The 26,290-nt window shown below is 55.9% G+C and carries 27 protein-coding genes and 2 pseudogenes; 5 read left to right on the top strand and 24 right to left on the bottom strand.

The window, feature by feature from the left end:
* Window positions 1-45 precede the first annotated feature (45 nt).
* From RBRH_RS21030 to RBRH_RS15680, 3 genes and pseudogenes are all read left to right on the top strand, one after another.
* On the top strand, window positions 46-177 hold the full coding sequence (locus tag RBRH_RS21030) for a hypothetical protein (RefSeq protein ID WP_013436729.1): 132 nt from the start codon (window positions 46-48) through the stop codon (window positions 175-177).
* A 289-nt stretch (window positions 178-466) separates the two neighbouring features.
* Window positions 467-740 (top strand): annotated as a pseudogene (locus RBRH_RS15685) (type II toxin-antitoxin system Phd/YefM family antitoxin).
* Complete coding sequence (locus RBRH_RS15680; protein ID WP_041755116.1) at window positions 740-1,153, top strand: putative toxin-antitoxin system toxin component, PIN family; 414 nt, start codon at window positions 740-742, stop codon at window positions 1,151-1,153. The pseudogene RBRH_RS15685 and the gene RBRH_RS15680 overlap by 1 nt, the downstream one beginning before the upstream one ends.
* A gap of 676 nt (window positions 1,154-1,829) precedes the next feature.
* Here RBRH_RS15680 and RBRH_RS19535 read toward each other — a convergent pair.
* From RBRH_RS19535 to RBRH_RS20810, 5 genes and pseudogenes are all read right to left on the bottom strand, one after another.
* Window positions 1,830-2,021 (bottom strand): annotated as a pseudogene (locus RBRH_RS19535) (IS3-like element ISBcen23 family transposase); the annotation flags it as partial.
* A gap of 1,441 nt (window positions 2,022-3,462) precedes the next feature.
* The gene (locus tag RBRH_RS16620; protein WP_013436722.1) at window positions 3,463-4,860 is read right to left on the bottom strand and encodes a zeta toxin family protein; all 1,398 of its coding nucleotides are present in this window, start codon (window positions 4,858-4,860) and stop codon (window positions 3,463-3,465) included.
* 118 nt (window positions 4,861-4,978) lie between these two features.
* Window positions 4,979-5,242 (bottom strand): hypothetical protein, encoded by a 264-nt coding sequence (locus tag RBRH_RS15655; protein ID WP_013436721.1) that lies wholly within the window; start codon window positions 5,240-5,242, stop codon window positions 4,979-4,981.
* A gap of 688 nt (window positions 5,243-5,930) precedes the next feature.
* A complete protein-coding gene (locus RBRH_RS15650) occupies window positions 5,931-6,656 on the bottom strand; it encodes a M48 family metalloprotease (RefSeq protein WP_041755114.1) in 726 nt (241 codons plus the stop codon).
* Complete coding sequence (locus RBRH_RS20810) at window positions 6,653-6,823, bottom strand: hypothetical protein (RefSeq protein ID WP_232509435.1); 171 nt, start codon at window positions 6,821-6,823, stop codon at window positions 6,653-6,655. The genes RBRH_RS15650 and RBRH_RS20810 overlap by 4 nt, the downstream gene beginning before the upstream one ends.
* Window positions 6,824-7,146: 323 nt before the next feature.
* Between RBRH_RS20810 and RBRH_RS15645 the strand changes: the two genes are divergently transcribed.
* Together RBRH_RS15645 and RBRH_RS15640 are read left to right on the top strand one after the other, a co-directional pair.
* Window positions 7,147-7,419, top strand: coding sequence for a hypothetical protein (locus tag RBRH_RS15645; RefSeq protein WP_013436718.1), 273 nt, complete (start codon window positions 7,147-7,149; stop codon window positions 7,417-7,419).
* Entirely contained in the window at window positions 7,416-7,700 is a 285-nt protein-coding gene (locus RBRH_RS15640) for a hypothetical protein (RefSeq protein WP_013436717.1), read from the top strand. The genes RBRH_RS15645 and RBRH_RS15640 overlap by 4 nt, the downstream gene beginning before the upstream one ends.
* 31 nt (window positions 7,701-7,731) lie before the next feature.
* Here RBRH_RS15640 and RBRH_RS15635 read toward each other — a convergent pair whose 3' ends face one another.
* The 19 genes from RBRH_RS15635 to RBRH_RS15545 all read right to left on the bottom strand — a co-directional run bounded on the left by RBRH_RS15635 (window position 7,732) and on the right by RBRH_RS15545 (window position 26,278).
* Window positions 7,732-10,782 (bottom strand): conjugal transfer protein TraG N-terminal domain-containing protein, encoded by a 3,051-nt coding sequence (locus RBRH_RS15635; protein WP_013436716.1) that lies wholly within the window; start codon window positions 10,780-10,782, stop codon window positions 7,732-7,734.
* Between the two features lie 12 nt (window positions 10,783-10,794).
* A complete protein-coding gene (locus RBRH_RS15630; RefSeq protein WP_013436715.1) occupies window positions 10,795-12,198 on the bottom strand; it encodes a conjugal transfer protein TraH in 1,404 nt (467 codons plus the stop codon).
* Window positions 12,199-12,208: 10 nt separating this feature from the next.
* Window positions 12,209-12,997 carry a conjugal transfer protein TraF gene (locus RBRH_RS15625; RefSeq protein ID WP_013436714.1) on the bottom strand — a complete coding sequence of 263 codons (789 nt, stop codon included), beginning with the start codon at window positions 12,995-12,997 and terminating at the stop codon, window positions 12,209-12,211.
* 7 nt (window positions 12,998-13,004) lie between these two features.
* Window positions 13,005-13,364: a hypothetical protein gene (locus RBRH_RS15620; RefSeq protein WP_013436713.1), complete on the bottom strand. Its 360-nt coding sequence runs from the start codon at window positions 13,362-13,364 to the stop codon at window positions 13,005-13,007.
* Entirely contained in the window at window positions 13,361-14,617 is a 1,257-nt protein-coding gene (locus RBRH_RS15615; RefSeq protein WP_041755113.1) for a conjugal transfer protein TraN, read from the bottom strand. The genes RBRH_RS15620 and RBRH_RS15615 overlap by 4 nt, the downstream gene beginning before the upstream one ends.
* The gene (locus RBRH_RS16615) at window positions 14,614-15,690 is read right to left on the bottom strand and encodes a hypothetical protein (RefSeq protein WP_013436711.1); all 1,077 of its coding nucleotides are present in this window, start codon (window positions 15,688-15,690) and stop codon (window positions 14,614-14,616) included. The genes RBRH_RS15615 and RBRH_RS16615 overlap by 4 nt, the downstream gene beginning before the upstream one ends.
* On the bottom strand, window positions 15,690-16,439 hold the full coding sequence (gene trbC, locus RBRH_RS15605) for a type-F conjugative transfer system pilin assembly protein TrbC (RefSeq protein ID WP_232509437.1): 750 nt from the start codon (window positions 16,437-16,439) through the stop codon (window positions 15,690-15,692). Before trbC ends, RBRH_RS16615 begins: the two co-directional genes overlap by 1 nt.
* Before the next feature lie 23 nt (window positions 16,440-16,462).
* A complete protein-coding gene (traU, locus tag RBRH_RS15600; protein ID WP_013436709.1) occupies window positions 16,463-17,464 on the bottom strand; it encodes a conjugal transfer pilus assembly protein TraU in 1,002 nt (333 codons plus the stop codon).
* The gene (traW, locus tag RBRH_RS15595) at window positions 17,461-18,096 is read right to left on the bottom strand and encodes a type-F conjugative transfer system protein TraW (RefSeq protein WP_041755112.1); all 636 of its coding nucleotides are present in this window, start codon (window positions 18,094-18,096) and stop codon (window positions 17,461-17,463) included. The genes traU and traW overlap by 4 nt, the downstream gene beginning before the upstream one ends.
* A complete protein-coding gene (locus RBRH_RS15590; RefSeq protein ID WP_041755111.1) occupies window positions 18,083-18,559 on the bottom strand; it encodes a S26 family signal peptidase in 477 nt (158 codons plus the stop codon). Before RBRH_RS15590 ends, traW begins: the two co-directional genes overlap by 14 nt.
* On the bottom strand, window positions 18,556-18,984 hold the full coding sequence (locus RBRH_RS15585) for a hypothetical protein (protein WP_013436706.1): 429 nt from the start codon (window positions 18,982-18,984) through the stop codon (window positions 18,556-18,558). Before RBRH_RS15585 ends, RBRH_RS15590 begins: the two co-directional genes overlap by 4 nt.
* Window positions 18,985-18,987: 3 nt before the next feature.
* Window positions 18,988-21,597, bottom strand: coding sequence for a type IV secretion system protein TraC (traC, locus tag RBRH_RS15580; RefSeq protein WP_013436704.1), 2,610 nt, complete (start codon window positions 21,595-21,597; stop codon window positions 18,988-18,990).
* Between the two features lie 49 nt (window positions 21,598-21,646).
* Complete coding sequence (locus tag RBRH_RS15575) at window positions 21,647-22,159, bottom strand: TraV family lipoprotein (RefSeq protein ID WP_232509434.1); 513 nt, start codon at window positions 22,157-22,159, stop codon at window positions 21,647-21,649.
* 137 nt (window positions 22,160-22,296) lie between these two features.
* Window positions 22,297-23,037, bottom strand: coding sequence for a DsbC family protein (locus RBRH_RS15570; RefSeq protein ID WP_041755110.1), 741 nt, complete (start codon window positions 23,035-23,037; stop codon window positions 22,297-22,299).
* Window positions 23,030-24,370 (bottom strand): TraB/TrbI/VirB10 family type IV secretion system protein, encoded by a 1,341-nt coding sequence (locus RBRH_RS15565; RefSeq protein ID WP_041755109.1) that lies wholly within the window; start codon window positions 24,368-24,370, stop codon window positions 23,030-23,032. The genes RBRH_RS15570 and RBRH_RS15565 overlap by 8 nt, the downstream gene beginning before the upstream one ends.
* A complete protein-coding gene (locus RBRH_RS15560) occupies window positions 24,363-25,082 on the bottom strand; it encodes a type-F conjugative transfer system secretin TraK (RefSeq protein WP_232509433.1) in 720 nt (239 codons plus the stop codon). The genes RBRH_RS15565 and RBRH_RS15560 overlap by 8 nt, the downstream gene beginning before the upstream one ends.
* A complete protein-coding gene (locus RBRH_RS15555) occupies window positions 25,036-25,623 on the bottom strand; it encodes a type IV conjugative transfer system protein TraE (protein ID WP_013436699.1) in 588 nt (195 codons plus the stop codon). The genes RBRH_RS15560 and RBRH_RS15555 overlap by 47 nt, the downstream gene beginning before the upstream one ends.
* A gap of 13 nt (window positions 25,624-25,636) precedes the next feature.
* Window positions 25,637-25,930, bottom strand: a complete 294-nt coding sequence (gene traL, locus RBRH_RS15550) for a type IV conjugative transfer system protein TraL (RefSeq protein WP_041755108.1) — start codon at window positions 25,928-25,930, stop codon at window positions 25,637-25,639.
* A gap of 15 nt (window positions 25,931-25,945) precedes the next feature.
* Window positions 25,946-26,278 carry a TrbC/VirB2 family protein gene (locus RBRH_RS15545; protein ID WP_013436697.1) on the bottom strand — a complete coding sequence of 111 codons (333 nt, stop codon included), beginning with the start codon at window positions 26,276-26,278 and terminating at the stop codon, window positions 25,946-25,948.
* Between the last annotated feature and the right edge of the window lie 12 nt (window positions 26,279-26,290).

Here is a 26,290-nt window from a genome sequence, read left to right as displayed (position 1 = left end):
TATCTATAGAATTCTCGGGAACCTCAAGAACCGAGCTGGCAAGCGATGACAGTACGTGTTGCGCTGCAAGTGTTCGGCGCGCTGCTGTCAAAGCCGTCCCCCCTCGGGCGCAGTGAGCGCAAGCTAGCACTATACCGAACTCGGCTTCGTGAAATTGTGCAGCTGCTGCAGACGTAAGCCACTGAAAAGCGGCTGTCGAGTCACCGATGAGCCAAAACGCGCAGTCAGTCGGTCGATGATGCTGGCTCTCGCCGGGCGGATTAGGCTTTGACGAGCATCACGTTCGTTCGCCATGGGCCAAGTCTTGCCTTTTTGGCACCGTCACTGCAACCCACCCTGTTCACTATTTCGCAGCGTAATCGCCTTGGCTCACTCGCCGAGGCGATGGTGACTGATTCAAAGCTAGACACCATACTTATTTTTTACCATAATGATCATTATGGTCAATGTGGCAATGAAGGGTGCGATGATTACCGAAGTCAATGCCGTGAATTTCCGACAAAATTTGGGCGAAATGCTCAATCAGGTACAGTATCGCAACGACAGTATCGTTTATCAATAAGGACGGCAAGCCGGTCGCAGCGCTCGTCGACGCCGAATTATTCGCCCGCATCCGGCGTATGCAGGACCGCTTCGATGCGCTTAGCAGCCGAATCGCCGAAGCCTATGCCGGCGTGCCGGTTCAGGAAGGTCAGGCGGAGATTGATGCCGCGGTGGCCGCTGAGCGGAAGCGGTGCTGATGGCTGGTTTACGTGTTGTGCTTGATACTAATGTGCTGGTATCGGGCTTGGCTTACCCGAGCAGCGTGCCTGGGCGCATCGTTGCGGCTTGGCGCCAAGGCGGGTTGGAGGTGGCACTGTCGCACTACATCTTAGACGAGATGGTCCGGGTTCTACCGCGGTTGCCTAGGGTAGGCATGACACCGGCGCAAATTCGCGACCTAGCCGATAGTTTTATGTTATTAGCCGATGTAGTCGAGCCAGAAGGCGCGCAAGACGCAAGTTTGCGCGATTCCGCTGATCAGCCCGTATTACTTACGCTGCTGGCAGCGAAAGTGCAGTATCTCATTACAGGGAACAAAGATTTGTTGGCGCTGGCGGATCGATATCCCATCGTCACGCCGGCGGATTTTTGGAGGCGCCATGGGAACTAATTGAAATCGGCTGGTAATGCAAATTCTAGAACGCACGACCTGTAGCTACCTTTTATGCCGACAGTCAAACGGAGCACCGTATCCTTCGTAAAAGAGGTATTCGTATTGAAATAGAGCAGATTTCGTCTCGCTCGCTCAGCCGCGCCAGCGTTGATATGTCAGCGCCGTAGTTTTTCGGCTCATGTATTGATTCGGCACGCTCGCGCGGTGCCTTCGGGGGCTGCGATAAGTATGTTTTCCAGCTCAGCCCAGCGATGGCACTTCGCATAAGCTGTCGCCCCAAATTGTCCACGTCAATTCTTTAGTCATGTACCAGCCGCCAAATCGCCATAGTACATCCGACCACAGCGACCAGATAGCAAAAAACTTGCGCTGACACCGTCCCAGTAAGGCGCGCCTGAATGCCACTGATGCACAGCCCGAGACAGCTGACGACATAATTCACTATTTGAACCCATGCTGCAATCGTAACCCCGAGCGACGACATAAGCAGCAACACTAGGATCGGCATGATGCTCATACCTAACGGCCAAATCCATTGGCCATTTCTACTGAACCAAGATTCTGGTGCATTCGACATTTTCATAGTCCCTCCTCACTGTTCCCACAACGTATTCGCAGCATAGGCGTGTGGGTCCCGAGAAACTGTTTGCTGGAAGCACAAATGGTGGACGGCGCCCAAACTCCGATCCTTCTGTGGTTGCTTAAGCGTATAGGTTGCCACCCGACGACTCCGCCCCAGATAGCAACATGCCTTGCGTTGCGATAGCCTCCGCCGAGCCAGCACTTCCAGCGCTTCGCGCCGGCCAGCCGGCCCACGACATATCATGACCTGCCGCCCGAACTGATTGAGCAGATCGGTGACTACGTGCCCGTGCAAGAGGTGGGAAATTTTTCAGCAGTCGATCGTCGTACGTACCATGCGATGCACAGTCGGCGCGTAGTCTACCGCTACTGGCAACGAGCCAACCAGCCATGAACCTCGCGTCAGTCCTCAGGAGCCTCAAGAACCGAGCGGGCAAGCGATGCCAGTACGTGTTGCACTGTAAGTATTCGGCGCGCTGCTGTCAATACCTTCCCCCTCGGGCGAAGTGAGCGCAAGCTAGACTAGACCGAACTCGGCTTCGTGAATTGCACAGTTACTGCAGGCGTAAGCGACTAAAAATTGGTTGGCTCGCTCTCGCCGTGGCAGATTAGGTTTAGACGAAACGTCACGTTCGCTCACCATGGGCTGGGCCTTACCTTTTCGGCGCCGTCACTGCAACCACCTTTCATTATTTCGCAGCGCGATCGCTTTGGCTTGCTTGCCGAGGCGATGGTAACCGGTTCGGAGCTAGACACCATTATCAGTTAGCGCCGGTTCAACGCGCGAGTACGAAGCAACGATCGGATGCCGCCCCAAAAGCTATCGGATAAAAACTGCCGGCACTATGCCAACGACATCAGTTCCGGTAGCGGCATAGGGCGGCGACTTAATCGTCGTCGGCTGACGCTAGATACCAGCCTCTGCGCCAAGCCGACGCAACGCACCAAAGGCCTACCGCGCCAGTTACAATTGGGAACCACGGATAGAGCGTGCCCGCGAGTGATTCGAAAGGCATATTAGCCGGTGTGTGTACATGCGATCGCCAGAAGCCGAACGCGCACACAAGCATGGCTATGCCAAAGAAAAAGCGAAGCCAGTAAAATTTTATGACGAAGATCAGTGTTTTCATGATAAAAGCCATTTTTCTAGAAAGAGCAAACTCTCGTAGAGCACCAGCCAGCAGCATGAGATTGCACAGTTGATGCTAATCTACATGAGGTCAGCAAGTGAGGCGGCACATATTTGCCGTACGCTGTTAATCACGGCGCCTGAGCGATGTTGACGTAAGCAGAAGAGCTGGGACCATGGTGTTGTATCTTCATCGGCTCCTGTTTAGCACTTGGTTCCAATCACTACTTAAACAGCTTCATAGGAAATGCCCAGCCTGTGCATGACATCCACATTGTCCGCTATACGACATGCTTATTAGCGAGGTCGTGTGATTGTTCATGCCGTGTCGTAGAATATCAACCATAAAACATAATTGTTTTACATTGAAATTGGTAAGTCAACCGGAAAATACGGTTTTTTATAAATATTGCCTCGTGTCCTCAAAGATGAGATGTGGATATCCCGTCAACGCCGAGCCAAGATCATCGCCAGCGCGCGGCGGTCCGAAAGGCAGCGCAGCAGCCTACAACCTCAAGAGCGGGCCGGCTTGTTGCAATGGATTGGGCGGTTGCCCATTTAGTACACGAGCCATATGCCCTCGATTGATGTCTGATTAGCGGTCCATGTCACGCGCGTGCTCACGCGCCGGTTCTTTGCCCTGTTCATAAACTTGGCTTTTTTTACTGTCGTACTGGATGGCCACCTTTTCGTCGGCGCACACTTCACGGTCGAGATGAGCCTTCTCATAGCGCACGGCCACCATGTCGGATACCTGCACCAGGGCATGATGCGAGGATGTGGCAACCACCTGGCCTTTAAAGTCCTGCTTTATTTGGCCAGCATCTCGGACTATAAGGCCCCGTTGTCCTGCAGCCATATCAATCACACGGCGCGACTCGTCCAGGGCCACATTGCCTTTGGGCACCTGCCCGCGGTGAAGCTGCTCGGACAATTGTGCGCGGGCGTTGAGGTAGGACGTTTCAAGGTCGTTTTGCGATACCTGCGCGACCCGGCTCTGCTTGATATCGTGGAGCTGCTTGTAGGCGCCGTCTAGCTCAGGATGCTTGGCCAAGGCCTCGCGCTTGGTCAGCTGGTCGAAAGCCTGTGCACGCTGATATGTTTCGCTGCGCTCAAACCGCGCCAAGTCGGCACGCGCGGCCTCGAGCTTGGCGGCCAACTCGTCGCGGTCGGTCGGCACGGGGCGCAACGTGCGATCCTGCTCGGGCCGGCTTACTTGCGCATAAGTGCGACTTGGTGGATTTTCATTGCCGCCCATGGCCTTCCCGTCCGCGACCATGCGTAGGGTATCGGCCACGTTGTCGCGGTAGCGCCCGCGTTGACTAGCCAAGGCGTTGATTTGCTCCAGCACCGATACGTAATCGCAGCGCTCATCGTAGGTCCAGTCTCTCGCACGCTCCTGCTCCAACACCTGAACAGCCTCGGGCGCTTTCTGCCAGTCGCCGCGTTCTTGCAAATTTTCGTAAATGGGCCGCTGGTCGGCGTCATAGACGCGCACGGCGTCCACTAGCTTCTCGTACTCCAAGGCACGCACCGATTCAACGATACCAGTGTAGGCGTTATCGTGCTGCTCCTCGTTCACGAAGCGCCCAGTGCCGCGCTCGGCCACTTGTTCCTCAAAGCGCAACCGGGCTCGCGCAAGCGATGTTTCGGCATTGACGGCCATAACGCGAGCCTCGATCTTGTAGCCTGCATCCTTAAGTCGGCGCGTTAGGTCACGGATGCTCTCCGGGCTACGCATGGTGCCGTCAATCACTAAGTTGCGCCGATTCTCGGCAGCCACAATGGTCAGCCGGGTTGCCCACTCGCCTGCTTCCTTGTGCGTGCGATCGGCTGCGTGCTGCGGGTCTTCGCGAGAAAGCTGCTTATAGCGGGGATTTCGCTCCCGCATCCGGTCTGCATCGATGAGCACGGCACCACCGCCGCTGCGTAGCTCGCGGATCGCTCCAGCGGCCAGTACAGACTTGCCAGAGCCCGGCTGGCCGCCCAGCATGACCGCCTTGGGCTTGTTTTTGGGCCTGGGTTCTCGCTAAGGCGTTGCGCTCTACGTCCTTGTAGGCGCTTTCCACCGTATACTTGGACGTTTCGTCGGGCATCGTTTTCCTCCGTCCTCAGTAGCCGTACAGTGCGCGGGCCTGCGGGGCGTACTGCTGGATAACGCGCTCGATAGCCTCAGGCTCCTTTGGGTCTAGTTCGTCGCGCAGTGCGTCTAACGCATCCACCTCCTGCAGGGCGCGCTCAATAGCCGGCTCGTCGGGCACCGGCTTGTCACGCTCGGCCGCAATGGCTTCGGAGTGGTGGGCAATAATGGCGCCCAGCACGTCCAGCGCCACCTCGTAGCGAACGCCGGTACGGCTGAATAGTTGCTTGGTCATACTCGAGACTCCAGCGATAGTTTAAGATTGTTACTTGATATGCGTCAGCCACAGAGCACTGTGCAGCAAGCAGTAGGTTAGACAATGGCGCTTAAGTAAGCGAGCATAGACTTGCCCACAAAACACCGTCACGCCCCAAGTTAACCTGCTCGGTGGTGGACGATGATCATGACTTCCATGTGCAACATGAGCAAGAAATACCAAACACGCGCACGGCGACAAAAAGCCACAGCAGCGGCATTGGGACCTCAGCTCATCCGCTGCACCCTATTCCAGGCGCCGGCGACATACGGCGCCACCACTGCTCACGCCTGCGCGAGCAACGCGTCTACTGGCAGATTGCTCATGTGATTCTGCAGTCAATGAGTTACGGGAGCGTAGTGATCGCAATGTCCAGGCCCCAGCGTCGGCGAGCGATTCCTTGGCGAATCCTAGGAGTATCCCTAGCGACATTCCTCGCTAGATTAAGCCATATATTTTAATCTATACCACAACTTTATTGCTGTATCAACATAACGCCAACTTCAACACTAGAACAAACATTTTGATAAGCATACTGAAGACATTCCAGCAGACATTAGCCATAAGTAAGGAAACGAAGCTCCAGTTGAGACGTAAGTTGTTGAAGGACCACAAGGCTCCCAAAGGCACCTAACGTCCAGCCGGCCACTGAAACATGCCATCTTCTTTAAAACATCGTCTTTTGCCCCGTCTCGACGGCGTGAATACGCATCGCAAGGGTAGGATAGGCGGAGGAAAAAGAAAACCAGCGGTGCCACGACTTGGACGGATAAAGCGTGGCCATCTCGCGCAGCATGGTTAGAGTCGCATCGCGCCCTGCCACAACAGAGGCACCGTTGTCGGCCCGGTATTCGCAGTAGCGGCGTAGAGCTAGGAACAACAGGAAGCCAAGGAAGAACAGCGTACCGCTACTGAGCATGTGACTCATGATGGCGAAAACGCAGGCATAGGTAAAAGTAATCAGGATATGTCGTTCGCGGATGTGTGCGCTCTCATGGGCGATGACGCCGCGCATACCCTCATCGCTCATACTGGTCAGCAAAGCGGTGGTCACATAGATGCGCGAATGCTTACCCAGGAGCCCGACCGTATTGGCTTCCTTGTCAGTATGGTCGTACAGAACGATGGGGCAAGTCTCAGGCAGTGAAGCCACTATTGCTGCCAGCCGACTTTGCAGCGCCTCATCACGCGAGGGCTTCGGAGCAAGAAAGCGAGCGGCGAGCGGCGCACTGGCATAGAAACCGAACAAGAAAATTAGGCTGGCGATGGTCTGAGCTAGTGGCTGATAGGCTGGGCTGAGCGTTAGACGCGCTGCCACCCATAGAATCCCGCCGCCCACTTCCATGATGAAGACGATCAGGATAGCTCGTCGGAACCAGTGCGATGGGATCATTGGAGTTTGCAATCATCGCAAACAATGACAGCGGAAATGGATCGGTACGGGCTCTGAGCAATGCCGGCACGCCAGTCATTGCGCATGTTCACCGTTTGCGCTCGGGTGGCACAACCACCCAGGATCACAGCTGCAAAGACAGCAAGTAAAATGTACTTCCTTTTCATTCAGTCCCCCTTCCTGAAATTAGGTCGTTGATCTCATCGAGCAATTCTGGGTGCATGGAATGCTGATGCGAACCGCCCACATGCCGCGCTACGGTCGCCTGCCTAAACTCCTAGACAGACACTTATTTACACAATACGGTAAGACGCTGGTGAAAGCCGCATGCGCTTGGCGGTTTTCATAAAGACAGCAAGCAGAACCTTGCCTTGCGCTGTCAAGCTTGGCATGTAACGAGCCTCCTGTCATTGTCAAATAGGCAGATAAAGGATATTTTGTCATCCAACGGAACCCGGTTTCCTACCCAAAACTGAAAGGAGTACTCTGAATGAAAAAGATGCTTGTCCTCGCTTTCATGATGGCTGCACTGTCAAGCGCTGTGTATGCCCAGAAAGGATCAACACAACGGGGTGGCATGTGCTTTACTAATCATCTTCGGATCGAGAGTGCGGACATCGTTTGGAAATGCGAGCACATTGGCCAATCAACGATCAAACAGATATACGAAAAAGGGTTCCGGGTAGTGGGCGCTTTCTCTTCCGATCTTTCCGGCAAAACAGGTCAATTTCAATACCTTGTCATTGAGGAACAGAAAAAATGAAAATCCTCAAAACCCTATTTGGCCGCCGACGCTGGATGCTTTGGACTCCCGTGCCGCTTGCCGCGCTAGCCTCAGTCAGCGTTGCTGAATTTGGCACGCTGCTTGTCGGCGGTTTAGTTTTCTGGATCCCCTATTGGTTCGCATGGTGGCTGAGCGACGGATTCAAGGGCATGTCCGACTGGCCGGTTGAAGCACCGACTGTCACAGGCGGCGGCATCCACCCGCTAACGGGAAAATATTGCATGATTCATCATTTACCTTGGGGTGACGTCTACTTCTAGGCGGCAATTGAAGGGGCTAAGCCCCTTTCCCCTAGTCTTTCTTTCCTCCCGTATTGATCTGAACATTAGCTGCACTTTCCCGCTTCATGTTGTCGCTAAGCTTTTCGCCGTCAGCCGTGCCATCACCACCCGTGATCTTATCCAACACCTTCTTACCGTAGTCCTTGACGTCCCGGACCTCCATGTCCTCCACAACGCCCATTTGATTCACCCGCCCTGCGCCGACCTCTTTGTCCGGGCTTGCCCAGGCGTTCACGTTCTCGTCTAAAGCCTCAGCACGCGCTGGTATGCTGCCCCTGCTCTTCGAATCGAGCTGTCTGTACACACCCTCCTTGGAACTGCCAACGATGGGTGGCGCACTGGTATCGACGTTTAGCGCGCGAGCATCGTAATACCCGGTCTGAGCCACTTTGTTTTTGTGGACGCTAGCAATGTTCTCCGGAATCTCGGCGCGGGCCTTGGCCGCTTGCTCTTTGAGATCGCTCTGGGTTATGGGCAGTCTTTCGCCCGCGAAAGTGTGCTGCGGCATGGTCTTGGACTGCTCCACCATGCCCTTCTCGGTCACATAGTCGCTGACCATTTCCATGATCCGGTTCTCGGATTGATTGGCGAAACGCATGGCGGTCATGCCGTTGCGCGCAGCCACCTTATCGAACAGGTATGGGTCGGCCATCAGATCCTTGTGGACCGAAAAGGAATCAGTCTCGTTACGGCTGACCCGGTTGCCAGCCCCATACTCGCGCCGATTTGACTCGTCGAGTACGTGCCCACGTTCATGAGCGCTCAAGCGGGTAGCGTCGCGGCTATGGCGATCTGTCTGGTTTGACTGCTGGCCCGATGTCGACTGCTCGCTTCGCGCGCCGGTGACGGAGAAATTCCGCTCGGTATGCGCTGCTTCGTTTAGGCCGTGGTGAGTGGACACTTCCCGGTTGCGGCCGTGTTCAGCCGAGTAAATCTTGCGCGAGTCAAGACCTAGGCCAGCGTTGAAGATACTGCCGGCACCGCCGCCCTTGCTTGCACGATAATTGTCCAACGCCTCATTGATTTGCTGTTGCGTTGCCCCGCCTTGTTTCATCGAGTCAGTAATTCGCTTTTCTTCGCGCGGGTCGATGCCGCCACCGGTTGCAGCGGCGCGGGCACCACTGCTGCCCCGACTGCCTTTTCCGACACCCAGATTCATGCCCAGCCCATCCTGAGCGCCGGCCTGCATGTTAAAATTTGACCCCTCGCGAAAATCCTTGCCTAGACTCTGGCCGGTCGTGTGCTGGCCACCGTAGCCGCCCTGCTCCGTCGTGCTAGTCTGGACACCGTGCTGCTGGTAAATGCCTCGCGTGCTGTCGTGGCCCTTGACGTCGGTCAAATTAGATACGTCGCTGTGACGGTAGGCCAGCTGGTCGCCAGAAGAAGTGATGTCGGTTTGGTGAGCCTCTTGATTGCGCGAAGACTCAAATTTTTTGTCCAAACCCATCTGCATAAGCATCCGGTTCTGGAATTGCTGCAACGCCACCGTGCCGTTAGCGGCCATCGTGACCACTGAACCATCGCCCCGGCCGATAGTCGCACCGCCACCCGACAAACCGATGTTGCTGTCGTACTTGTGCATCGAGGTCGTGTTAACCGAGGCCGTATCCAAGCCAGCCTGCCCCACGCTTACATTTCCGCTGGCCATGTTAGAGCCGATGGCTGAACCAGCAGAAGCAAAACCGGAGAACATTTGATGGGAAACGGACATAAAGCCGCCCTGCCCCATTCTAATGACCGCACCGGCAATGAACGGCACTAGCACAACCATGTAGCCGATCATCGCTTGCTCGTTGGACAAAGTCGCGTCGAAGGCATCGGAAAGCTGAAACGGCACGCCTGCAGCCAGCTCCAGCGCCCGTGCCTTATAACGCAGGTGCATTAGCGATAGATGGTTAATCATGGCAAACAAGACCGGCCACAGCCCGATCCAGGCCAGCGACATCAGATAACCGCCAAATACCTTTTTGGCCCCCTCCGTAGGAAGCACCACCATCAGCACTACCAGAACTGGGAAAAGGCCATAAATGATCGCCTCAATCCAGTTGCGCATATGAGGCAATGTCTCCTGCGCCAGCAGGCTCAAAGTGGAGTTGGAGCCATCCGCTTGACGTGCAGCTTGCGCGGCGCCAGCCAAGGCACTGACTTCGGACACGCGTGCGGGATCGTTCAGCAACACTGGCAGTTCGGCGCCCGCTTCTTTCCAAATATTGTTGAACATCGACTGCTTGATGGCATCGGATGCATTGCTGGCGTTGTTCAAAATCCAGTCGTAGGACGTACCCACGGCGGACATGAACATGCTGGTGGCAATCGCGTCGGAGGTGGCCCGCGTAAAGGCCTGCTTGCCATAAAAGCGCTGACCGGCCACCACGGCATCGTTCACTCGTTGTTTAAGGATGGCAGCAACACTGGTGCACGTATCCGTGGTCGGCTTACTGGTCAGCGTGTCATAGGTCACAAAGCGCGCCGGGCTCGTGTGGCTGAAGACCTCTTTCCAGGTGTCGGTGCCACCGACGATTGTCTGTGGCGTGATTTCACCATCCCTCACATCGTAAAACGTGCATTCCTTGATGAACTGCATCAGGTCGGCGCGCAAGCCTGGATCACGCACTGTTGCTTTGTTGACCTGCTTTAAAATACGGTGGCCGAAACCCACATCGCCTTTTTGCAGCCCGAGATCGTCGGGCACACCAAAGACGGTTTCGTAGGTCCGTGTGAGAAAACCGAACACCAAATTGTTCGCTTGAGCGACCCCTGCCAGTGCGAACGGTACGCGATCCACTACACGCGGCGGCTCCAAACCCGTCCGATCTGTGATGACCAAGCGTGCGATTGGCATATTGAGCAATGATGTGAAGACCAGTGCTTGGAAAAACCACTTGGCCATTTCGAGTTGCTTGTTGCCCGCATAGGCAAATATGCCTAGGGCAATGGCGAGAATGAAAACGTACTTGAGCAGGCCGAAAAAACCGGCACCACTCATGACAGACGCCACCGCGTTGAACACGTAGTAGAGTGTCTCGACGTTCCAGTAGGTATGAAGTTCGATGTCTATCATCGGCTCGCTTCCTTAGCGCAGGCTCTTGCCAAAGGCCAGCGAGGCGCGCAGGGTCTGCGATAGGTTCGCGTTCATGACCCGCTCCATATGTCGCACCTCTTGAGCAATGTTGTAGGTGCTGACGGTTTGCGAGTAGGCGGTGGCCAGCACTTGCTTGGCCGCGCGGGACGTGCTCTCCAATTTTGGTTTCAGATCTTCTAGCACCTCGTTCTGAGAGGCGTCAGATACAATCGAGAATTTATCTATTGCAGCACGCAGGTCGATGAGTGCACGCTGGATATAGATTTCGGCATATTTGGCCGCGATCAGGTCTGCATAGCGGCTGATCAGCGCGTCGGCCAGCGACGTATTACCCATTGTCGTGGTGACGGCTAGCATCTTGTAGACAGGCAAATCGGTGGCATTTAAAAAGCCCAGCACGGCCGTCATATCGTCGTATGCGGAGCGGTCGGCGATCTTGCCCGAAATCGCTCCCATCTTCTGCCGCACCATCGCCTTGAAGCTCTTAACCGTGATGGTATCTTCGACCGGATGCAGGCAGCCCTCCGTGCTCGTGGTGTCACAACGCCAAATCGGCACGGTAATTTGGTCGGATGTGCTGCGTGCGCCAACCAGTTCTTCCACCGTGATTTCTTTAGGGATCAGCGCACGAGGACGTCCCAATGTGTCAGTGGAAAAAATAGTGCTGCCCATCATTGACATCAAAATCATGCGGTGCTCATCTGTGATTCCGTCTAGCTTCTTGAGCGCCTTCCACACGACGTTTCCGCTTGGCAGTGCGTCCCTGGCTTCCGGACGGGTATTTTTTGCCCGTTCGATGGGCTCGTTGGCCTTTCTTTCGTTGTTCATCACGTTAGTCCATGCATCCGTGATGTTCTCGAACAGGTTCATATCGACGCCGTAATTCTTCGCAGCGTTTTGTTTGCCGCGCTCCCACGTATTCGGCAGGGCGGCATTGACGATGCCCTTGGCCGCCTCACATGAGTCCATGTTGAGCCGGTTGATCTGCTGAGCGGTCGCCTGCAGCGCCTGCATCACGTTGTCGCACGTGGGGCACAGGTTTTGGATCGCCAGCTTGAAACCGTAGCCGAGCGCGTTAGAGCCGATGTTGCGCATCATGGCTACAAACTGTTCTTTGTTGATGTAAGAAAAGCCGCCCATGTACAAGTCGATGCCACCGCAGCCGGCACCCCAGCTTGGCGGCGTTGACGTGGCAAGCTGATAAGCGCGCTTGGGCATGCGCATAAATAGGCTACCTCCGGTATAGAGGTTCATCGTCTGTCCCTGCAGCACGGCCGGGTTGCTGACATTGCCTTGCGCGTTGACCGAATCGAACAGCTCTTGCATCGACATCGCGTAAGAAAAGCTGCTCGAGGCCAAAGCCATGACCAACGCTATTACTTTTTTGCGCAGCATAGGTCACCCCTTAAAAATTGTCACCCGGCTTGGTGGCAGTCAACACAAAAATTCGATTGACGATTTCCGACAGTGCCATCATCCCGAAGCCGATAGGCGCAAGATCGCCGGTATGCTTAGAGCCGATAAACAGGGCCGGCACACGTTCAATGCCCCAGGCAACGGCCTGCGCACGACCATCTCGCGGGTTCGGAAACTCAGGTAGCCCCCCACCGTCCAAAGACACGCCCAACACGTCAAGACCGAACTTGTCGGCCAGCACTTTTAATGTCGGTGCCATGGCGTGGCAATATGAACAGTGGCTGCTGAAAAAGAAAATCAGGCCGTGGTCTTTGGCCAGCCTGCGTAGTTGCTGTGCCTCGTTCCGCAGACGCGCCGCATCATAGACTTTGATCGCTGAGTTGTTAGCCGGCCGCTTGAGCGTGTAGTCGAAGTCCGGGTTTTGCCAGACCACACGCCGCCAGTTGTCCGCGAACACCGCGCCCTTGCTCTGCGTAAGCTGCCACAGTTCGAGGTAGTCCTTCAGATTCTGGTCGGTGGGGTTCATCACCGCCACGTCCTCGCGGCGCTTTAGCTCCTGGCGCAGCTGCGCAGCTGTCTTGATGTCCTTCAGTTCGATGCGCTTGGGCTTGACCGGCTGCGTAGCCGGCTGCCGGATCTTCCCCGGGCCCTCGTCCATGTCGCAATACCAGTTGAACTTGTCGGTATCGCACTTCCAGACCGAGGGATAATCTAAGACACTCTCGGCATGGGCAACACCCGAAACGATGACAAGGGCAAGCAAGGTTCGCTTCAGCATGGTGGCATCACTCCAGCGAGATAGGCGGTGTGCCGTCGAGACAGTAGTTAACCTGGGTCTTCAGAATCGCGTCGGTGCGCCCCTTCGCCGTGTTGACGTCTTTTTTGATAAAAACGGTTTCCACTCGCTTGCACTCTTCGCGCTCAAACGATTGGATGACCTTGGCGCTGACCAATAGCGGTCCGGTGCTGCGGAACTGGCGGGTGAAGTGTTCCGCCACCTCGCCTTCCATGACACCGGATGCGCTACCGTTTCTGATGGCATCCGCTAATAGATCATGCTGACGAGTGTAGAGGTTTTGGGCTAAGCTCTTTTGAGTTACAGTCGAGCACGCCAGCAGCAGGCAGATAAAGATAAACTTTTTCATTGGTCATAATACCCCTGCACTTTGTCGCTCACGGTCTGCTGGACCCTATTGGTCATTTGGGGCAGATTGGCGTCTTTGGGAATCATGTCCGCGATGAACTCGGACAAGTCGATTCGCGAGAAGTCGAGTGCTTTAAGTTGCGCTTCGTTGAAACCGCTGCAGCTATTCATGGCCATGCCGAGTTGGGCGCGACCCTGTCGGTTAATGATCTTGGCCAGCTTCGAGTTAAAACAGCAATGTCGCTCTTTCTTCTCCACGCAGACTTTGAGCACCTTCTTGCTGCAGTACGTTTCGACGTGGGCGCAAAGATTTTGGCCGCGCTTCATCGACATGGCCTGCTCGCTTGAATCGCAAGCCAGCCACTCTTGAACGAGCATGATCCCAATCTGCAAAGCGAAGCTCGAAGGATCGAATCCGACGAATTGAAAACCATTGACTAAACTGAACTCAAAAGTGAACCCGTAAAAGCCGAATTGCGGATTCAACATGCCGTCGCCAACAACAGACGCCCAGTTGTTCATCGCACCCAAGCCCTTCTTCATCAAGGCGCTGTCTAACTGCCCATAGAGCGCGTCGTAGACGTATTTCGAGCCCATCGCCACCGCCTCGCGGCCGGCCTGACCAGCAACCGCTACGCCCGCACCAAGCAGCTGGTAGTTGCTGAACTTTTCGCCACCGCCTGTGCTCTTACAGCAGCTCTTGAGTGTGGCACCGCCTAGCACTTTGATACTGCACTGCTCCATATAGCCCTTAAAGATTTCGACCTTATCCGGATCGACGCCGTAGACGCCGGCTTCACGGACGGCCTCCATCATCACTGCGGCTTGGCCAAAATCCTCATCGGGCGGTGCACTGGTGTCGAAGCACATTGCCTTGCTATCCTGGCAAAAGGCGCTTTGGTCGCACACGGTGCGCTCGGTGTAAGTTTCGGGCTTATCGGGACATTGATAGCTAAATTCATACATCACACACGTACCGGCATCGTCTTTGTCGACACATGTCGCCCCTATTTGTACGCAGCCGCGGTCGCGCAACGATTGACAGTCGTTTACCGTCGCAGCACTACGGCATTGGTAGGTATCTTCGAAGGCCCAACAACCTCCTACCTGATCGACCGTGATGTTCAGGCCTTGGATGTTTTTGACGGGGGTCGCGTCAATGCACACGCTGGATAGGCGCTGGCAGTCACCGGCGACTGCCAGCTTGGAGCCCCACGCCAAGAAAATCATCGCAACAAGCAGCCTTTTTATCATTGCGCTCTTTGCTCTAACGTTGCGCATTGGTTATCAATGAGCGAGCCTAGCATGACCAACCTTTTGGCGCTGCCGACGATTTTTACCGTGCAGGGGCCAATATCGTTCGCGTTTGCACAAACCAAAACGATCTCGTTATTGCCCTCCTTAAAGTGCGGCGTAATATCGAGATTGGGCGACACACCAAGGCAACCCCAATTACACCCATCATCATAGAAGTGGCCCATCGAGACGCCATGGCGATCTTTATAAACAATTCTTCGCTGGCGCCGCAATCCCCTGCCGATTAATTCTTGACCGACGCTGCCCCAACGCATATCGCCGTAGCCACTGAGCACGTTTTCGAAGACCTTAGTGCCATTGATCCACAGTTGACCGTAATTATCAACCCGATACCAAGTCAGTATAAGGCGCTCCGGGTTGCCGTTGACGTGAAAATTCATCGTGTACGTTTGCGCCGTCCATGGAGGCACGTTGACGCCGTGATCAACCTCAAAATACGGGGTTTCGACTATCGTGCCGACGTTTGCTGAAAAACCCCGCCTGCATTTCACGTTCTCAAGCGTTTGAGATTCTGTACAGGTTTCGGTGATGAATGTCGCTGGGTGAATGACTTTCTCCACCCGGCATCGCTGAGTATGGGCTCCCGGCACGGGACCTGGGTTGTCGATGACGGATTTTGAACCCGTTAATAACGGATCCGTTTTCTTGTCGATGGTGTACTTGGGCCGGGTAGCCGGCGTCTTCGACAAAAAATTGACCGCATCGCATTCCTGTTGCTGAAAGGCGTCGGAAGCTCTGTAGGATTGGCAGGCATTTTGCTTATTCGTGCCGTTCGCGCCGATTAAATTGCGCCCGCCTTGAAAATGCGCGGCCTCCGGCGCGCTAGTTCCGTAGTAAGGCAACTGCTGACTGCCAGTGTCGCCATTGACCTTGCCGACCGCGGCGTCCTTTGCATCATTGGCAAATGCCTTGCCGGCGTTAAAGGCGTCAGCTTGAGTGTTGATGGAATTTTCGGCACGCGCGGCAATAGCAGCAAGCACGGCCAGCGTAGCGAAATAAAAGACACGCATTATGGGTGCCCTCTGAGCTGCTGAATGTAGCGGTTTGCCACGTGGTTAAACTGCGGCAGGTTGCGCCCGATCTCATCAAGGGCATAGTCTAGAGAGACATCCCCGGCCACCGCTGCAAATTGATCATGCAACGCGCGGCCCTCGTTATCCACGCTGTCTAGTGTGGCCGCCTCGGCCAACACGATGGTCGGCACCACTTTAATCTTGTACTTGTTGAAGGCATTTGGATTCACTACCACGTTGCCGGCCGGCTCATCCAGCGCGTTGATTGCCTGCACGGTGTCCTTAAAGGAATTATTCTTGAAGCCATACAGCACAACCGATGCGCCCACGCGGTTGGCTTGGCTCACCAATCGCTTGAGCGATTCGCGCGGCATGGTGAAGCTGGCGAAGATCATCAGATCGTCCATCTTACGTGCCTCGGCCTTACGCTCGTACTGTCGGGTAATCGCCTCGATATCGATGCCGACCCGCTCGGGCGTCGGTACGTTCGGGAACACGTTGGCCGAGTTTTGGATGGCTGGGTTATTTGCGTCGAACATGGATTTACGCTCCCGCTCTACCTTCTGGCGCTCGCGCTCGATATCGTGCACGCTGGGCATGGCGCCTTTCCTCGTCAGGGTGGCCGGGTTGGAGGCATCAAACATCTGCTTGCGTTGCGTCTCAATACGTTGACGCTCTTGATCCACCTCAGACGCGGTCGGTGTGCCCTGCGCCACGCTTGCCCGTACAAACGTAGCAAGCAGCATCAATCCAATGCCAACCTTCTTCATCAGAATCCCACTCCCAAACAGCAATTTTTCTTACGGAAAATCATGTAGGCAAAATCCTCACCTTTATAGGGATAGCTCCTGCCGGCTCCCCATAAGGCCGTCGTGCGCCCATAGGGCTGACAACAGCGTCTATTGATTTTTTGCGTTTGCGGTATCGGATAGAGCATGTGGTATTTGTATTGGGTCTTGTCCATGACCGGTGACGGATAAATGCCGCACAAACCATCCTCGCCCGATGTGCCCCACATGAGGAATTCGCGGTGCAGCTTAGCGGTCATGCGCTGCACCAGCAGTGAACTTGCCTGCACGTGCGACACGTGCGCTTGTACGTGGCCGTTTAATGGGTAAATCGATCCTTGGCAGCCCGCACACCAGAACAGGACATTGCTGCCAAAACCAAAGGACGACAGTACGCAGTCGCCAGCGCACGCGGCCTGAGCAATAGGGTTGCCGAACAGAAAGGTCTCCGGGTTCAGTAGCATCGTCAGCTCATCGTCATTCCAAGTTGGATCGACCTCGGTAATGTAGGCAACGTCAAAAGAACCCGTTTCAAGGCATATGAAGTCTAATAGCACCTCGAGCCAGTAAAGGATGGGGTCGATGTACCAGTGAACTTGATAGCTGGACTGCTTCGTGTTGTCCTGTTGCAGGCGCACTTCACCTTCTGGCGCACGAATGCCAGGATCGATCTTGATACCGCCCAGCGAAACAAAGCAGTACGGCGTGCGGGTCACGTCCACGCGCCGCGCCGGCTCCCAAAAGGCGGTCTTAATTCCGATACGCAAAGGGTCGGTGCAGGTGCAGAGAAAGCCACCTGGATTACCGGTGTCTTCCTGGCCCATCGTCATGATTCGGATGCCCCCGAGTGTGATTGGAAACAGGCAGCTCCAGCAAATGTCGGTAATCGGGTTGGCAAACTTGCCCTGGCACACCCCGGCCAAGCTCTCGTGCGCGAAAGTGACGAACAGAAATATGCAGACGGCGACAAGCCTGCGTTTCATTGCAACTCCTTCGCGGGAATCTCCTCGACGAGCAGCATCTTTCCTTGCTGGCGAATCACGGAAGGCACGGCCTTGATGCCGAACCGCCGGGTCAGCGAGCCGTGCTGGTCATAAAACACCTGAGTCTTCCAAGCTTGGGTCAGGTCCAGCCAGGATCCGGCCACCAAGATCGGCTTTAGGCGAGCCGGCCCTTGCGCGACCAGCTTGTGCACGGCTTTGCACTGTGCGGCATCGCGCCCGTCAAAGAACACCAAGGTCTTTGTCAGGTTCATCATGTCCAGCGGGTTAATCTGGGTGCCCGCCGGGATGACAATGCGTCCATCGTCGGTGGTGACAGCCTTGGCATAGGTGACGGTCGGGTCGATCAAACGCTGGGCGCGCTCGGCCACGGCGGTGATGCCTTCAACGGGCTTCATGTGCTTGACGCTGTCCATCGAGCGCTGGATCGCTTGCTCCTGCAGTTTCTTCAACTCGCCGGTACGCTCTTTTTGGCGCAATTTCTTCATGATCATGTCAAGCGCGCTTTCCTCGCCAATCGGGTAAGTTTGCCCGATGACGCCCAAATGGACAGCATTGGCAGCAGGAAGCATCGCCGCGGCTAGCCAGGCCGCGATTAGTTTAGAAAACCTCATAGGCCCTTCCAATGACATCAACTTGCTTGACGTTGCCAGTAAGCGCGTAGCGTGAATCCAGACTGTCGGGGTTGGGCGTGGCCACGAAGTATTCGCCAGGCTGGATAGGTCCGCCTTTAGCGGGCGCCAGGGGCACACCAGCCTTTGAAAAGGGTTGGGCCACCCCGATATATTGGTCGTTGACAAAAAACGCCGTGCCGTCCCGTTTAACCGTGTCACCGGGTACACCGGCAACACGCTTGATGAAGGTAGTACCGGCCGGGTAGGTCGCACCGCCGTGCCAACGATAAGCGATCAGGTCGCCCTTGCTGAGGCTGCCGCCCTTGTGAATGACGTAGAACGTGCCCGGCAGGCTCTTGGTCAGATTGATCGTGAAGACAAGCCAGGGCATAGCGGCCACAGCCAGCAAGCTCATGCCGAAGATGCCGGCGCACAGCGACAGGTACAGGCACTTGGTATTCATCGCGTGATCCTTGCACGCACATGGTCCGTATAATCGATGGCTGTGCCACCGAGCAGCGCGGCCTTGTTGACAATGACACAGTTGCATTCCTTGCCCAGTTCATCGACGGTGCCGGACAGCTTTTTGGCAAAATCGACGGTCAGCTTCTCGGCTATCGCCCGCTGTTCGTCAGTCACATCGCTGCCTTGGCTCTCCACATTCAACATCCGCTTTTGCTCTTCTTCGATCAGCATTTGCAGGTCCACAGTCGCCAAGCGCGGCGGCATATTGCGGTGGAGCACATAGGCCACTGGCGACAGTGCAAGCAGCGCGATAAAGGCCGACAGCAGGGCCTGCATGGCGATGCGCATGCGGTCGTTGCTGGCCGGCGTGCTAGTCGGTGCCGCCTCACGGGAGGCCGGCACCGAGTTGTTCGGTTCAGACATTTTTTATCCAGGGCGCTGATGAGAGTGACTGGTGTAGCCACGGCGCTGCAACATGATTTCCAGGGTTTGCATCGTCGTGTAGCCTTGCTGCAATAGCGCCTCGCACTCGTTGAAGTCGTCCGCGTTGGTCGAGGCCATCAGCAGCGAGAACGGATCGGGGATGTGGCGCACCACAGCATCGCCGTTGGGCGACGAAATGAGCATCTCAGAAAAGCGGTTTTTCTCAGTGCGCAGCGACAGCAGCATCCGCTTCACAGCCGGCGAGAAATTCACCATACCGTCCTCAATCAGCTTTTCCAGGTTCTTGCGATCCTGACGCAGCAGAATCTTCCAGTCGGCATTGTTGTAGGCAGCCCGTGACGCGTCATTCTTGAAAGCGTCCTCAATGCCCTGGGTACCAAGACAAAAAATTCCCTTATACTTGCGCGCACGACGATAGCCTTCCTCAATAAATTCAGCGGTCTCTTTGTCTGAATCGAGAAGCTGCCAAGCTTCGTCTATCAAGCACAATTTTTTGCGATTGCGAGACAGATACATGTCGTGGGCGATACGGCTAGTGAGCACATACAACACCACGCGGCGCAGTTCGGGCGCGTTTTTGAGTTCTTCCAGTTCCAGTCCCACCATATCGACGTCCAGACTGATATTGGCGCGACCGTCAAAGAAATCACCGTACACGCCTTCCTTGGTAAATGGCTGGAGTTGTTTGGCCAACTCGTAGGCCACGCGCTCGACTCCGCCCGATTCGTTCTTGATTTTGGACTGTAAGTAATCGCGAATCCGGGTGGGATTGGTTTCCTGCCCGTAATCATTCCAAGTCTCAGTAATGGCCTCCGCAATGAGCGCATACTGAAATTCCGTGAGCGGCGCGTTCGGGGATGCCATACGGCCGATCATCGGCTTGAGCATCCGCATTTCGGCCTTGAAATCTAGCTCGTTGTCCGTGCCCACCCAGCTGAAGGGATTGATGCAAATTTTCATGCTGGGTGTGAATTCCAGGAACGTGCCACGCTGCAATGCGACGAGGTTCCGATAGGAACGGCCTACATCCATCACCCACACGCGAGCACCGATGCCACGATAGGCCGACACCACCTCGTTCATGGCCACGGACTTGCCGGAACCTGACACGCCAGCCACGAAGACGTTGTAATTGCCCTGTTGGTTGCTATAGAAGTCCAGGAAAGTCGGCGTGCCGCGCCGGCCGAAAAACATCATTACTGGATCACCCGCGCCTTTCCATTCGCCAATCACTGGTGACATATCCACTGCATTCACGGTGGTCTTGTTGGTGAGCAAACGCATCTTCTGCAGGTCGTCGCGCACCTGCTCGGTCAACGTCATGGGCAGACTGGCGTACAGCGCGGGCAGTTGCAATAGTCGCAGCGGACAGATGGTGAAGCGCTCGCTTCGCCAAATGTTGAGCGCGACCTGGCTGGCCCGGTTGATTATCTTTTTGGGCGCAAACAGCAGCAACGTGTGATATAGCTCGCACATGCTGCCACCGTTGTTAAGCTGGTGAAGTACAATGTCCCAATCGTTCGCCTGCATGTGCAGCGCGGGCTGAAACTCAGCCATCTTGGACTTGGCGTTTTGTTTGGTGCGGGCAGCTTTGAACTGCGCTTTGGTGTCCACCACATTCGGGTCGAGCGTGAAGACGCCGCCGCAGACCAAAAACGGGCAGGGGTACTGCAGACCGTCGTCAAAGAAGGCGCCGATGATGTTGGCCATCTCCCACAGTTCTTTCTTTTTCGGGTACTGCAATACACCAAAGCCGCGCACGGCTATGCGAGTATCGTCATCGCTCTCTTGCTCGGGCGGCAGGCCAAACAGGATTTCGTTGGCTTTGACACGCGCGTGCTGACCAAACCGGGTCACTTGGTCTTTAATCGACTTTCCATCGTCGTAATGCAAGTCCGGCAGCGGTTCCTGGTCAAACATGCACTCGGGATTGAGGATAGGCCACAGGAAATGAATGAGGCCATCGGCGTTCAAGGGAAAAGCTGGCAGGCTCGCTGTACGCAGTGACGCGCGCAACGTCTCGCGCAACTCGTACATTTCCTCCACCAGCTTGCTGTCTCGGTGAGAACCTGCTTTGGTGATGGATACAAGCAGGCGAATGTTCTTAACAAAATAGTTGTCGTTCGGCCAAAGCGGAGTGCCTTTCTTGTAAATGTATTCGACGCGGCGCTTAGCCAGATCCTGAAAGAACGGTGGGGTACGTTCGTTATCCACCGCGATGTGCCGCTGGTCCAGATAGGCTTGAAACGGCTCATCTAAGATCGGGCTACCAAACAGGCACCACTGTATGCCGGTGTGTGGAGGAATCGGTGTAAAGAGCGTCGTCAACCGATTCGTCATGTCCTCATCGGCGCCGGTCTGCGCGATAAGCTCAAAACAAAAGGACACGGAGTTGTCGTTGTAGAACAGCCCGGTGCTCTCATCGTATTGGTCATATTTGAGAATGCGATGCAACCCGTATAGGCTGGTAATTTCGTTGGCCATCTCCACCGGCGCGGGCTGCTTGCCCACGTCAGAAGCGTTTCCCAGCACTGTTTCGTTCCAAAACTTGGCTGCGGCGCCTTTTAGCTTTTCTATCGCCGTTTCTTGCATTCGTTGGCCTCCGTAATGGTTTCTCGTGCCGGCATGCTCTGAAGGGGCCCTATTTGGCCTGTGGCGCTACGTCGCCAGGCGTTAGCACGCCGTCCAAGAATTGCGCAGCTTGGGCGTCGCTCATGCGGTCCTGACGCACACCGATTACTACTTCTTCCGCTTCACCGCCCTGGACAGCAGCTTGGCCATACTGTTGATCCTGGCAGGCTTGGCAGTCTTGCGCTGCGCCGGGCGATTGCGACATGGTGGCGCTGGCCGGCGCGCGTACCGGACGGTAGGCGTCCTGGATGCGACGCTGATTGTGTTCGATTAACCAGCGGCCTGAATCGACTTGTAAGTAAACGTAGCTCTGGTCGTGCAAATCACCGTCCGAGTCCTCCCAAGGAGAAAACCACACGCGCAGCAGCCGCGGCGCACTACGGATCGGTGTGCCACTGTAGAGCGGCTTGGTCAACACGCCTTTCGCCTGCGAAAGCGCAATCAAAGGATCAGTTTTCGCACGCTGGTCCATGCGCTGGCCAGGCAGGTCGTTTGCCTGGGCATTGGCATAGATGCCGCTCATGGACTCACAAAAAATTCCATCTGGCACCTTGCACGCAAAGTTAGATTTCGCATCGAGGCCAGACATGCTGACGCAACCGCACAGAGCCAGCATAGCCCCCAGGCTCAAGGCCATTGCTCTCGTCTTCACCACAGGCTTCATTGGACCGCTCCTTGCTGAGCCACTGGCTTGCCGTCGTCTAGCCATCGGTCAAGCTTTTCGGCCGGCGCAAAGCCAAGCATCACGCGCCCATCGGCGGCAATCAGCGTCGGGGTACCGACTACGCCGAGCTTCGAGCCAAGCACCAGGTTGTCATTGACCGGATTGTTGCACGCCACCAGCTTTGGCTTCTTGCCGGCCAACATGAGTTCGCTCCATGCCTTGCCATGGTCGGGCGCGCACCAAACGCTAACCGCCTTCGTCTTGGCCTGCGGGTGCAGGGACTCCAATGGGTAAAGGAAGGTGTAAATGGTCACGTTATCCAGATGCGCAAGCTCGCCTTCCAGTTGTTTGCAATATGGGCAATCGGGGTCGCTGAAGACGGCGAACACACGGCTGCCGTCGCCTTTCACGGACTTGATGGCGTTGGCTAGGTGTTGCGTGGGAAACTCTGTGTTCTTGGCCTCGCGCTGGCGCGAAGCGGTTAAGTCCACCTGCTCCTGCATGTCGAACAGATGCCCAAAGAGGAAGAAGCGGCCAGACTCATCAGTGTAGGCAATGTTCTCGCCCATCACCACTTCGTAGAGGCCCAAGACTTTTGACTTGCGAACTTCATTGAAAGTCGTTTTTGGGTACATGGCCTTGAACTTGTCTACGATATACGCTGGCGCTTGCTCGTTGGCAAAAGCGGGAACGGCGAGCGCGGTGGCCAACGCAAAAATCAATGCGCGCTTAGTCATCTTGATAACTCCTGTTGCGGGTACTGGAGCGTTTGAGCAACCCCCGGTATTCCTCCTTGGCAAGCGCCTTGCCGTCATACACGGCACCTTTAGTGATGAGAATTTCGACAGTACGGCCACCGTCCGTTTCAATGACAGGAAACAGCTTGTCCGCGGCCTTAAGGTAGTACTGTGCAAGCATGTTGGAGGCGCTACCCAAACCACCGCCGAGGCCGGCTTGAGCCACCTTGTCCGGGTCGACTATCTGCGTCATTCCACCAGCACCGGAATTCACGATGGAAGAAGACTGCTGAATCGCCTGACCAATGCCAGACAGCGTGCCGGCAAAGAGCGCGTTAGCGAGCAGCTGGCCCTGCTTGGTGACGAGGCGGCCACGCACGCCAGTCTTGCCGTCTTCACCGATCACTTGGCCCTTGACGGGCATCTCGACCGTCTCGCCGTTGATAATGCAGCTCAGCGTTTCGGTGCGGCCCATCATCCGTTCGGAGGAGAGGTCGCCCCACGCTGCGGCGATGAACCGACAGTCCTTAATGTCAAGCTTGTGCTTATTGGCCAGATTAGCCACGTCAATTACGTGAAAGGCCACCGGTAACGGGTTGCTTTGCGCCTGGCCGCCAGTGGGCGCATCCACGCCGTTGAGCATCGCTACCCTAACGAAAGAGCCAGCAGGGATGAAATCTATAGGAGCACGCTTGGCCTCGACGGCCCCTTTTGCCGTCCCAAACCGCGTAGCTTTCTCGTTGCTCCGGAAGCCGCCCCCTTCCGCGTTCCCGTCTGCCGCACCGGCGCGCAGACCATCCATGCCGACCTTGCCGCCCGGCAAGCCGAAGGTAATCATCTCCAATTCGCGCTTAGGCGGCTCGGGCGCAGAGTTGAGCGGCTGGTTCAATATGCCGGATTCACTGTTGCCGGTCGGAGAGTTCAATACGCGCTGACCGGCGCCGGTATGTCTGGTAGGCAGTGGCTTGTCGAGCACGGAAACATCGGCAGCCAGTGAGCTTGCGCCGGCGTCAGCCGCCTTGCCTGCCTTTAGCTCTTCCAGCGCCTGGGCGAGCCGCTTGTTGGCTTCTTCCTGCGCCGTGAGTTGAGCCTTTACCTCGTCAATGCGAGTAGAATTCGCCTTTTCGGCCGCTGCCTGCTGAGCACGCCAAGCGTCCTTGTCGTCCACCGTGCCGGGCGCGGTGATGGAGACGGTCTTGGGCTTTTCTCGGTGGTGGGTCGGACCGCTGTCAAACAGGAACATGCCAGCGCCGATCAGCACGATGATGCCAGCCACAGCACTACCGGTTAGCAGCATCTGGCGCTTCTTGATTTGGGAATTCGGATCAATCATTGTCTTTGCGCTCTCGCACAATGAAGATGTTTGTCGATTCCCCCGGTGGCAACGTCTGATGCTCGATGGCGACTGCGCGCACGCCACGCCGGTACAACTCCTGTTCGACCAACAGCATGTCGGAAGGGGACACGTTGGTTAGGCGGTATTTCTCACCCACCATGTCATCGTCAATGTACTTGTCCTCCAAAACCAGGTGGCCTTCCTTCCACAGCGGCACCTCCTTGTTCACCGTGATGACATCCACGCTCGCCTGCTGCGACTCATCAGCCATCACCAGCATCAGGTCTTTGATGTGGCGTTGGTACGATAACGCGCGGTTGCCCGATGCCGCACGGCTCGAAAGGGCCACCTTCTCGCTCGGCGGCCGCAGAATGATTTCCTCTCCGGCGACCGGGCGTGGCACCAGAATCAGCTTGTAGGTCATGCCCTTTTCGTCGGAGACGAACAGCGTGACAGTGCCGTGGTTCATGCTGTCGCTGGCCAGGGCGAAATATAGTGCACCAAGCGCTTCGTCTTTCTCGTACGTCAGCACGCCCTTGGCCGAAGGCACGACGTTAGCAATGCGGCGTCCCTCGATGGCCAGGCGGTTCTGTTCGTGGGCCGAGATATTGACCTGAACGTGGCCTCGGTCGGCGTTGTCAACGATCTGCGTTGCACGTGCTTCAAGTACCAGTAGGCTTAGAAGGATCGCGCTTAACGATTTCTTCAATTTTGGATACATACAGACGCCCCGAGACCGTTACGTTAAATTCAACAAGGTAATCTTTGTCACGCTCGGAAGTAAGCTTGTCGGCGATGTAGGTCTTCAACCTGCCGCTGACCTTGACGCGCAGATCCTGCTCGTTCACCTCCTCTTTGCGCGGCACCCAAATCGTGGTGACCCGCTCATGCCTCATGCGAAGCGCCGCGGCCTCCAGCGACGCTTTGAGCGCACCGTAGCCATCCGGGTGAGCCATGCGCAGGATGGTCTTGACGTTGTAGTCAACGTTGTCTGGCGTGACGGTCAGCACCTGGGCCAGCACATAGTCGGCCATGTCCAGCAGGTAGTCCTTGTTGGCGTAGTTCGAGCTGATTTCGTAAGGGCGCTTCACCTCAGGTGGCACGATCTTGGTGGTATCGCGCAAAACGACGAAACCCAGCAAGATCACTCCCATCAACAGGGCGGCAAGCAAGCCGACGTTCAACGCACGATGAAAACGCACTTGCGATTTCAGCCAATCTCGCTCGTTGTTGGCTTTTTCTGGCGACATGGCACACTTGTTCCTATCCGTTGAGTTCTCGGATATGGCTACCCGGCAGCTCCTTGGGCTGCGGGAACCCGGTGAACCAGTACAAGAGGTGGGTGGCTATGCCCGGGTGCTTGCCTGTCTTAAGCTTGCTGTAGAAAAACGCAGTTGCAACTCCAAGACCCAGACCAAGAATGGGAAAGCCCGTGGCAATGCCTGCCAAGACACCCATTAAGCCAATGCCAGCAATGTCCAACTCCCAGAATAGGAACTTGGGGGCATCGTCCAAACGCCTCGGGATGTAGTGGGAAAGATCGGTTCTTTCTGACATAGCCACCCTGCACCTTTAGATGATTGCCGTAAAGCTGGCGTTGACGATGCCGACGGCCACACCGACCCCCATCGACAACACAACGCCACCGAAAAACCAACTCCAGTCCTTCCTGACAGCGGCCATGACTGAACCAACGCCGATAGCGATAAAGGCTGCCAGCCTGCCCAGGTTGCCCTTGACCCACCTTTCCCACTGCGTCACTGCTGCGTCGAACTCCGTACCGTCGCTAGCATAGACGCTGGAGACAAGCGTCATCAAAACCATGACGATGCCTACCTCTATCAGCGTTCTGAGCCACCGCTGAGCATTGCTGTCGCGCGCGCTTATTGCTTGCATTACGGTCATTTGAAAAGCACT

Source organism: Mycetohabitans rhizoxinica HKI 454 (assembly GCF_000198775.1).
Lineage (GTDB): Bacteria > Pseudomonadota > Gammaproteobacteria > Burkholderiales > Burkholderiaceae > Mycetohabitans > Mycetohabitans rhizoxinica.
The sequence above is the reverse complement of the archived record's forward strand: the minus strand, read 5'-3'. Positions and strand labels throughout refer to the sequence as shown.